The 8,637-nt window shown below is 74.2% G+C and carries 10 protein-coding genes; 2 read left to right on the top strand and 8 right to left on the bottom strand.

Annotated features, from left to right (window positions below):
- Positions 1-759 (bottom strand): DUF5931 domain-containing protein (locus FNX44_RS19810; RefSeq protein ID WP_228450035.1); only part of this gene is annotated, 759 nt, incomplete at its 3' end.
- Positions 760-883: 124 nt separating this feature from the next.
- Positions 884-1,588, bottom strand: a complete 705-nt coding sequence (locus FNX44_RS19805; protein WP_143649747.1) for a lysophospholipid acyltransferase family protein — start codon at positions 1,586-1,588, stop codon at positions 884-886.
- Between the two features lie 193 nt (positions 1,589-1,781).
- Between FNX44_RS19805 and FNX44_RS19800 the strand changes: the two genes are divergently transcribed.
- Together FNX44_RS19800 and FNX44_RS19795 are read left to right on the top strand one after the other, a co-directional pair.
- Positions 1,782-2,525, top strand: a complete 744-nt coding sequence (locus FNX44_RS19800; RefSeq protein ID WP_143649753.1) for an alpha/beta hydrolase — start codon at positions 1,782-1,784, stop codon at positions 2,523-2,525.
- A complete protein-coding gene (locus FNX44_RS19795) occupies positions 2,512-3,168 on the top strand; it encodes a hypothetical protein (protein ID WP_143649745.1) in 657 nt (218 codons plus the stop codon). Before FNX44_RS19800 ends, FNX44_RS19795 begins: the two co-directional genes overlap by 14 nt.
- A 274-nt stretch (positions 3,169-3,442) precedes the next feature.
- On the opposite strand, the gene FNX44_RS19790 is transcribed toward FNX44_RS19795, so the two are convergent.
- The 6 genes from FNX44_RS19790 to FNX44_RS19765 form a co-directional block, all read right to left on the bottom strand.
- A complete protein-coding gene (locus FNX44_RS19790) occupies positions 3,443-4,219 on the bottom strand; it encodes an endonuclease/exonuclease/phosphatase family protein (RefSeq protein WP_143649743.1) in 777 nt (258 codons plus the stop codon).
- Positions 4,220-4,249: 30 nt separating this feature from the next.
- Entirely contained in the window at positions 4,250-5,191 is a 942-nt protein-coding gene (locus tag FNX44_RS19785) for an ROK family glucokinase (RefSeq protein WP_143649742.1), read from the bottom strand.
- 102 nt (positions 5,192-5,293) lie between these two features.
- Positions 5,294-5,869 carry a DUF5304 family protein gene (locus FNX44_RS19780; protein WP_143649740.1) on the bottom strand — a complete coding sequence of 192 codons (576 nt, stop codon included), beginning with the start codon at positions 5,867-5,869 and terminating at the stop codon, positions 5,294-5,296.
- Between the two features lie 83 nt (positions 5,870-5,952).
- A complete protein-coding gene (locus FNX44_RS19775; RefSeq protein WP_323369514.1) occupies positions 5,953-7,158 on the bottom strand; it encodes an ArsA family ATPase in 1,206 nt (401 codons plus the stop codon).
- 1 nt (position 7,159) lies between these two features.
- Positions 7,160-7,618, bottom strand: a complete 459-nt coding sequence (locus tag FNX44_RS19770) for an SRPBCC family protein (protein ID WP_143649738.1) — start codon at positions 7,616-7,618, stop codon at positions 7,160-7,162.
- A gap of 175 nt (positions 7,619-7,793) precedes the next feature.
- Entirely contained in the window at positions 7,794-8,597 is an 804-nt protein-coding gene (locus FNX44_RS19765; RefSeq protein ID WP_228450034.1) for a metallophosphoesterase family protein, read from the bottom strand.
- Between the last annotated feature and the right edge of the window lie 40 nt (positions 8,598-8,637).

The raw sequence follows: 8,637 nt of genomic DNA, 5'->3' as shown, positions 1-8,637 counted from the left end.
GACGGGGGCAGTGGCCACCGGGGGCCGGCCGATTCCGCCGGCGACCAGGTTCCGCAGGGCGACCTCCTGCTCCCCGGCCAGACGGCCCAGCTCAGCCGCCTCGCCGCCCAGCGCGTCGCCCCGGCGCTGCACCATGGCGAGCACCTGCAGTACCCCGTCGTGGATGTCCCTGGCCAGCCGCTCCCGCTCCCGGGCGGCGGCCTCGATGCGCAGCGCCTCGGCCAGGGCCCGTTCGGTGGAGCGGGCCACCTCCACGACGTAGCCGATGCCGATACTGGCGATCGTCACCAGCAGCACGTTGTGCACGGTGTCCCGGGTGAGGCCGACCTCCTCGACGACGTTGGCCACACCGACCACCAGCGAGGCGCCGGCCGCCCAGCGCCAGCCGAGCCGGATCGCGAAGGCCAGCACGGTGCCGGCCACCCAGACGGACGGCAGTGTGGGGCTCACCTGGGCGTGGGTGTCGGCGACCGGGCTGAGCAGGATGCCGCCGATCGCGACCGTGGAGTCCATGGCGAGGAAGCGGTTGGTGCAGCGTTCGGCGGAGGAGACCGCCCGCAGCGTGGCGAAGGTCCACACGGCGAGGAACGCCAGGTAGACCGCGCCCACCAGGGGGCGGCCGTAGGCCTGGTGGTAGTGGTGGTGGAAGAGGAAGACGCCGACGGCGTAGACCAGGGTCATCACCCGGTAGCCGGCCAGCGCCCGCCACAGCGGGCGTTCGATGGAGACCGGCTCGTGTGTCACTTCCGGCTTTGCCATACGGTCCCCCCGCCCCGCCTCACTCGCCCGTCGAGCACGGCGCTCGCCCGTCGGCCGGACTCCCCGGCCGCCCATCATGCCAGCGGCCCGCCCCGGCCGGCACCGTCGGCGCCGGTCGGCGCCGTCACTCCTCGCGGCGCTTGGCCGCCTCCGCGAGCTGCCGCTTGGCGGCGGTGGCGTACATGTCCACGTACTCCTGGCCCGACAGCTTCATGATCTCGTACATGACCTCGTCGGTCAGCGAGCGCATGATGAACCGGTCCCCGTCCATGCCGTGGTAGCGGCTGAAGTCCAGCGGCTTGCCGATCCGGATGCCGGGCCGCATCAGCTTGGGCACGACCTTCCCCGGCGGCTGGATCTTCTCGGTGTCGATCATCGCGACCGGGATGACCGGGGCGCCGGTCGCCAGCGCGACCCGGGCGAGGCCGCCCGGCTTGCCCCGGTAGAGCCGGCCGTCCGGGGAGCGGGTGCCCTCGGGGTAGATGCCGAACAGCTCACCGCGTTCCAGCACCTCGATCCCGCTCCTGATGGCCGCCTCGGCGGCGCCACGCGCCCCGGAACGGTCGACGGGCAGCTGGCCCACGCCCTTGAAGAACGCCGCCGTCAGCTTCCCCTTGACTCCGGGGGAGGTGAAGTACTCCGCCTTCGCCACGAACGTGACCTTGCGGTCGAGGACCGCCGGCAGGAAGAAGGAGTCCGAGAAGGACAGATGGTTGCTCGCGAGGATGGCAGGTCCCTCGGCGGGAACGTGCTCGATGCCCTCCACCCACGGGCGGAAGGCGAGCTTGAGCGAGTTGCCGATGGACAGCTTCATGGCGCCGTACAACAAGCTGGGGACCTCCTGAGTCTGACGTGCAGAACCTTAACCCGCCCGGCGCGTCCGGCCCCGCGCGCTCCCGTCCGCCCCGCTGTCGGGCTTACCAGCCGGTCACCGGGCCCGGTAGGTTGGCAGTCCCCCTGTCCCGCGCGTCTTCCACGCCTCCCGAACGGAGATCACGGTGCTGCTTCCCGGGTGCGAGCCGATGTACCACGAGGGATCGACGACCGGTGTGCTGCTGTGCCACGGCTTCACCGGGTCGCCGCAGTCGATGCGCCCCTGGGCGCGGTACCTGGCCGACCAGGGCCTGACCGTCTCGCTGCCGCTGCTGCCCGGCCACGGCACCCGCTGGCAGGACCTCCAGCACACCGGCTGGCAGGACTGGTACGCGACCGTCGACCGGGAGCTGCGGGTCCTGCTGGACCGCTGCGAGCAGGTCTTCGTCGCCGGCCTCTCGATGGGCGGCGCCCTCGCGCTGCGGCTGGCCGCCCGGCACGGCGACGCGATCTCCGGGGTCGTCGTGGTCAACCCGGCGACGACGTTCCCGAAGCTGGAGGGCTACGCGCTGCCGCTGGTGCGCCACCTGGTGACCTCGACGAAGGGCATCGCCAGCGACATCAGGAAGCCGGGCGTCGTGGAGACGGGCTACGACCGGGTCCCGCTGCACGCCGCCTACTCGGCGCGCAACCTGTTCCGGCTGGTCCGCGCGGAGCTGCCGCAGGTCACCCAGCCGCTGCTGGTGCTGCACAGCCGCGTCGACCATGTCGTCCCGCCCAGCGACTCCCAGGTGGTGCTTGACAACGTCTCGTCGACGGACGTGACGGAGACGGTTTTGGAGCAGAGCTACCACGTGGCCACACTGGACCACGACGCGGAGCGCATCTTCGCGGACTCGTACGGATTCTTCACCCGGCTGGCGACGAGGATGACAGCACGTGACGGAGCGTGAACAAGGACGCGGGGAGGGCCGTGAGCCCCTGGACGAGGAGGCGGCCTGGGCGCAGATCGTCGCCGGCTACGACAAGGAGTCGCCGGACCCGCCCGGGGAACGCCGCGAGCTGACCGACCTGCCGGACGGCGCGGCGCCGGACGGGGACGCGGAGCGGGACGACGACCCGCTGCGGAAGCGGCCCGCCCCGGCTCCCGGCGGGACGGCGACCGACCTCGCCGAAGACCGCCCGGACGACGTCGGTGACGACGCCCGTGACGCCAACGGCGACGGGCCCGGCGAGCGGGACGGCGAGGGCGACGGCCGCCCGCCGCAGGTGCGCAGCGTCACCGTGTACGCCGCCGGTACCGGGCCCCGGGACTGGCAGCCCGCCGAACCGCCGGAGGAGGACGACCACTTCGTCCCGCCGGAGCCGCCGCCGCTGCCGAAGCTCGACACGGCCGCGAAGTTCGCCTGGCTCGCCGTGCTGGGCGGCCCGGCGCTGCTGTTCGGTTCCGTGCTGCTCGGCCTCTCGATGTCGTGGTGGGTGGTGACGCTGGGCGTCGGCGGCTTCCTGGGCGGCTTCGCCACGCTGGTCGCGCGGATGCGCGACGGCCGGGACGACGAGGACTGGGAGGACCCGGGACGCGGCGCGGTCGTGTGAGCCGGGGCCGCGTGCGGCCCGCGGGGGAAGCGGGCAGGCGTGGCGGCGGTGAGACTGCCGGAACCGGGCAATGTGTCCGCCGCCCCCGGGCGGCACAATGGTGCCGACCACACGAGCCCCGAAAGAGCGGTCACGCCGTCGGGGGACGTCCGGGGGGACACCATGGATCTTCTGCTGCTGCTCGCGTTCTCCACCGTGTCGGCGCTCACCGGCGGGATGCTCGCCGTCCACGGCCGACGGGAGCGCGACGCGGACGGCGAGCGGCCGGCCGCCGTCAGCCGGGCACGCGCAGCGCTGCCAGCACCGGCAGGTGGTCACTGGCGGCCCGCAGGTCGGCGTCGCTGACACCGGGCAGCCCGACCGGTACGCCGCAGCCCAGCACCTCGACCGGCGGCGCGGCGAGCACCGCGTCGATCCGCTGGTGCGGGCGGGCCGGTTCCGAGGTGAGCTCGCCGCCCCAGGGGCGGGTGGCCCAGCCGTCCAGCAGTTCGCCGGTGAGTCGGCGGAACGCCCGGCCGCCGGGCCGCTCGTTGAGGTCGCCCGCGACCACCGCGCCGATCCCGCCGCCGGTGGCGGCGGCCCGCAGTTCGGCGAGCCGGTCGAGCACCATGCCGGCCTGCCGGTACCGCTCGTCCTTCTGAAGGCTCAGATGGCAGCTGACCACCGCCAGCCGGGCCGAACCGCCGAACCGCAGCACGGCGGTGGCCAGGCCCCGCCGGTGCAGTCCGGGGGTGAGCGGCAGCAGTACGTCCTCGGCGCGTTCGACGGCCGGGCGCGGTGAGCTGAGGATCATCGGTCCGCTCGCAGGGGCGCCCCCGGTCACGTACACCAGCCCGCTCAACCGGGCCAGCCGCCCGGCGGCCTGCCGCCAGCGGAAGAAGCGCGGGGCCTCCTGGACGCAGACGACGTCGGGGGCGCAGGCCCGGATGACCCGGGCGAGCGCCCCCACGTCGTCGCGCATGGAGCGGACGTTGTAGCTGAGCAGCCGTACGACGGCGGAGCCGTCGGGCTCGGTGCGCGAGGCGGGCAGGTCGTCGAGCGTCGCTGACATCCCGTCACGCTACGCCGACATTGCCGGCCTTCAGCCCTGGCGCGCCAGGTCGGCGGCGCCCACCAGCCCGGCCTTGCCGCCGAGTTGGGCTGCGAGGACCTGGGCCTGCGGGCGCCACTGGGCGCCCACCAGCCAGCGCCGGTAGGACTTGCGGATCGGTTCGAGCACCAGCTCGCCCTCGTCGGAGACGCCGCCGCCGACGATGAACGCGGCCGGGTCGAAGAGGCTGGCCAGGTCGGCGAGGCCGGCACCGGCCCAACGGGCCAGCTCCCGGAAGGAGTCGATGGCCACCGGGTCACCCGCGCGGGCGGCCTGGCTGATGTGCTTGCCCTGCACGCCGGCGGGTGTGCCGTCGCCCAGGCCGAGCAGCAGCGTGGCCGCGTCCGGGCTGGCGGCGGCGCGCTGCCGCGCGTACCGCACCAGCGCGCTGCCGGAGGCGTACTGCTCCCAGCAGCCCTGGTTGCCGCAGCCGCAGAGCAGTCCGTCGGGGACCATCCGGATGTGGCCGAACTCGGCGGCGACGCCGAACCGGCCGCGGTAGAGCTTGCCGCCGATGATGATGCCGCCGCCCAGGCCGGTGCCCAGGGTGATGCAGATGACGTCGTCGTGGCCCTGGCCGGCGCCGAAGCGGTACTCGCCCCACGCGGCGGCGTTGGCGTCGTTCTCGATGACCACCGGCAGGCCGACCCGCTGTTCCACGAGGTCCTTCAGCGGCTCGTGCCGCCAGGTGAGGTTCGGCGTGAACAGGACGGTGGCGCGCTTGTCGTCGACGTAGCCGGGGGCGCCGATTCCCACGGCCTCCACCCGGTGGGCGGCGCTCGCCGTGCGGACCGCGTCGGCGATCGCGTCGATCACGCCCTCGGTGGTCTGCGGGGTCGGCACCTTGCTGGTCTCGAGGATGTTGCCGGCCTCGTCGACGACGCCGGCCGCGACCTTCGTACCGCCGATGTCGACACCAATGGTGAGTCCCATATGTCCCTCAGTTGTCCGGTAGAACCCCGCTGGGCACAACGGTACCGGAGCTGGACGGGCGGTCCGCTCCCCGACCCCGCGCCGTCCACCCCTCGGACAGCCTCAGTCGACGTCGATGCGTTCCGTGCCGGGCGGCGGTTCGTCGCCCTCGTCGCCGCCGGCCTGCGGCTCCTCGTCGTCGCGGGTGACGCGGACGCAGGGTTCGTCGCGTCGGGTCCAGCGCCGCTCCTGCTCGGCGACGGCCGCCCGGTACGCGGCGAGCAGTTCGGCGCCCGCCGCGCTCAGGTGCGAGACGACTTCGGGGCTGCGGTCGGCGACGTCGTCGAACGCGTTCCTGGCGGTCTCGGCGAGCCGCCGGGTCAGCTGCTCGGCGGTGGCGCCGACGCCCTCGCCCGCGGCGGCCCGTCCGGCGGCGCCCATCAGCGGGGCGGCGACGTCGGCGATCCGCTCGGCGACGGAGTCGACCAGCCGGCGGAGTTCGTCCGCCGCGTCGCCGCGTCCGGGCTCCCGGTCGTGCTCGTGGCCGGCTCTCCTGGCCTCCTCGGCGGCCAGGTCCTCGGCGCAGGCCTGGGCCCAGGCGTCCTCCGGCGCCCCGGCGTCGTCCGGGGTCCGCGAGTCGTCCGGAGTCCGGGGGTCGTCGGCGTTGTCGGCGGGGTGGGCGTCGTTGGCGTCGCTCATGGCGGGCTCCCGGCGGCGAGGTGCGCTGCTGCTGTACGCGACGGGACAGGCCATCGGCCCCCGCGCACTTCCGACAGTACCGCTCAGCGCGGGTCGGGCCACAGCGCGGGGTCGGGGGCGAACCGCACGGACAGCTCGCGGCCCGCGAGGCGCGCGCCGGCGACCGTGCAGCGGCGCAGCGCCGAGTCCAGCGGCAGCGCCCGGCGGTGCGGGCCGACGGTCACGATGACCTCGTCGCCGCGTCTGACGAGGTCGAGGCGGTCCCGGGAGGCGCCCGGCAGCGGCAGTCGCCACACCAGCTCGCCGTCCTCGGCCAGCCGGTCGGTCACCCGGGGGCCGAGACGGCGCGGGGCCGGGCCGGGGGCCGGGACGCCGAGCTGGGCGAGGTCGGCGGTGTCGGCGGGGGCCCGGCCGAGGTGCGGCAGTTCGATCAGTGGGAGGGTGCCGAGGTGGTCGCCGAGTTCCGCGCACGCCTTCTGCTGTTCGGCGGCGAGACCGGCCAGCCACGGGTCCGGGGAGCCGGTGGGCAGCATCCGGGCGGCGAACACGGCCTCGACCGGTACCCCGAAGAGGGCGAGTCCGGCCTGCGTCTCGGCGACCAGGTCGACGCCGCCGGGTCCGGGGTCGACGACGAGCACGGCCGAGCTGCCCGGGCCCTCGACCAGTTCCCGCACCAGGGCGAGTTCGGCGCGCCAGTGCTCGGCGGTCTCGTAGAGGCGGCGGGCCGGCATCGGCACGCCCACGAGTTGCGCGAGCACGGGCCGCAGCGCGCGGGCGGCCTGCCGTTCGGGCGGCAGCAGCCGGCGGAGGTAGCGGTCGAGCTGGTCGGGCAGGGCGAGCAGCCGTACGGCGTCGGCAGCCGGCGGCAGGTCGACGACCACGAGGTCGTACCGTCCGTCGGCGGCCCGCCGCAGGGCGCGCAGCAGCGCGAGGGGTTCGGCGCCGGGCAGTTCGGTGACCTCGTCGGGCTCCAGTGGCTGGGCGCCGAACTGGTCGAGCAGTCCGAGCGCGCCGTCCTGGACCGCGGCGAGGCGCTGCCGGAAGTCGGTGGTGCGGTCGACGGGGACGACGGTCACCCCGCCGGTTCCGCCGTCCGCCGGGTGCGGTACGTCGGCGGCCTGGGTGACCAGCGCGGTCCGCATCCCCCGGCGGCCGGCGGCGAGCGCCGTGGCGGCGGCCACGGTGGTGCGTCCGGCGCCGCCCGCGCCGGTGACGAACTGGACGCGGACGGTGCCGGCCGGGCCGAGGTCGTCGCGCTGGCCGGAGGGCGCGCCGGGGCCTGCCCGCACGTCAGTCCCGGTCGCCGGAGGCGCCGGACTCCACACGCTTCTTCAGCCCGTCCAGCGCCCGGTCGATGATGACCTTCTCCGCCTTGCGCTTGATCATGCCCAGCATCGGGATCTTGACATCGACGGTGAGCTGGTAGGTCACCTCGGTGCGGGTGCCGCCCTCGATCGGGGCGAGCGTGTAGGAGCCGTCGAGCGCGCGCAGCATCTGCGACTTCACCAGCGACCAGCGGACCTCCCGCTCACCTGGCCACTCGTAGGCCAGGGTGTGCTCGTCCTTGATCGCGCCGGCGTCCAGCAGCAGTCGCACCTGTTCGGCGCGGCCCGACTCGTCGGTGGCCAGGATCTCGGCCTCCTTCACCTCCCCGGTCCACTCCGGGTAGCGCCCGAAGTCGGAGATCACGGCCATGACCTCGGCCGGGGCCGCGTCGATGGTGATGCTCGACCTGGTGTGTTCCGCCATCGCTCATGGCTCCTTCAGGAAAACCGGAAACCCGTGTGCCGGTGCCGACCCGTCGTGTGGCGTCCGCCGCGGGGCCGGTTTCGCCGGGGCAGCGGGAAGCGCCCGGACAGGCGGGTTCCCGGCGGACCCGCTGGTGGTCGCGGGGGAAGGCTATCGCGCGGTGGGCTACCCGCGGTCACCACTCCACGGCGAACGGCCTGCCGCTGGACATGAAGTGGCCCACGTTGACGCACTCCGTGGCGCCGATCCGCATCCGGCGGGCCAGCGGCTGGTGGACGTGGCCGAAGAAGGCGTAGCGCGGCCGCACCCGGTGGATCATCTCCAGCAGCGCCCGGCTGCCGCGTTCGAAGCGGCGGGCGACGGTGTCGTAGCAGAGTTCCGGCACCTCGGGCGGGATGTGCGAGCAGAGCACGTCGACGTCGCCGAGGGCTTCCACCTTGGCGGCGTACTCCTCCTCGCTGATCTCGTACGGGGTGTTCATCGGAGTGCGCAGGCCGCCGCCGACGAAGCCCACCCGCAGCCCGCCTATCTCGGTCGTCTCACCGTCCAGGACGGTGAGACCGCGGCGGTCGTACTCGGCCCAGAGGCGGGGCACGTCCACGTTGCCGTAGGTGGCGTAGGCGGGGGTGGGGAAGGCGGCGAAGAGTTGCTTGTACTGGCGGCGGACGGCGGCCTCCACGTCCGTGTCCCAGTCGACGGTGGTCCACAGCCCCTGGACGAACTCGCGGGCCTCGGCGAAGCGCCTGGCGGTCTTGAGACCGATCATCCTGGTGGCGGCCTCCGTGCCGAACAGGTCGGGGAAGATGCCCCGCGAGTGGTCCCGGTAGTCGATGAAGAGCAGCAGGTCGCCCAGGCAGATCAGGGCGTCGGCGCCGTCGCCCGCGCGGGCCAGCGCCTCGCTGTTGCCGTGGACGTCGCTCACCAGGTGGATCCGGGTCCGGTCGCCTCGTCGCTGAGGCTGCATGGGCTGAGGCTGCATGGGGTTCACCCTAGGGTCTGTCCGCGGCCTCCCGGAGGGC

It is taken from the genome of Streptomyces alkaliterrae (assembly GCF_007097205.2).
Lineage (GTDB): Bacteria > Actinomycetota > Actinomycetes > Streptomycetales > Streptomycetaceae > Streptomyces > Streptomyces alkaliterrae.
The sequence above is the reverse complement of the archived record's forward strand: the minus strand, read 5'-3'. Positions and strand labels throughout refer to the sequence as shown.